This is a genomic window from Bacillaceae bacterium S4-13-56 (genome assembly GCA_040191315.1).
GTDB lineage: Bacteria > Bacillota > Bacilli > Bacillales > JAWJLM01 > JAWJLM01.
In genome coordinates this window covers 1-532 of record JAWJLM010000187.1, presented here as the reverse complement: position 1 = coordinate 532, position 532 = coordinate 1, and the positions used below count along the sequence as shown (strand labels likewise).

Annotated in this window: 1 protein-coding gene; it reads left to right on the top strand. The window is 43.2% G+C overall.

Annotated elements, in window-relative coordinates:
- Positions 1 to 89 precede the first annotated feature (89 nt).
- Positions 90 to 532 (top strand): IS1595 family transposase (locus RZN25_18585; protein MEQ6378794.1); only part of this gene is annotated, 443 nt, incomplete at its 3' end.

Sequence of the window (532 nt, the reverse complement as noted above, 5' to 3'; positions counted from 1 at the left end):
TCTGATTATCCATTTAGCTCAGTTTCCTCTTTTCATACGAACTAATGTTTGATATACTAAAACCAAACATTAGTTCTGGAGTGATTGAGATGGCTAAAAAGGAATCTATGAATTTGATACAGTTTCAAAAAGCATTTCAAACGGAAGAGGCGTGCCATCAGCATTTATACAAGATGAAGTGGTCTGATGGATTCCGTTGCCCAAAGTGTCAGCACGATCGGGCTTATGAAATCAAAACCCGTAAACTTCCTTTGTATGAGTGTACGAATTGCCACCATCAAACAACAGTCACTGCAGGTACTGTGTTGGAGAAAACTCGCACAGACCTTGTAAAATGGTTTTGGGCGATTTACCTCATCGCTCATGACAAGCGCGGGGTTTCTGCAACCTACCTTGCTGATGAACTTGGCGTTGCCTATCAAACCGCTTGGACGATCCAACATAAGGTCCGTAAAGCAATGGGAGAGCGTGATAGCATGTATACCCTAGCTGGCATTGTAGAGCTAGATGATGCTTTTTTCGGAGCGCCCAC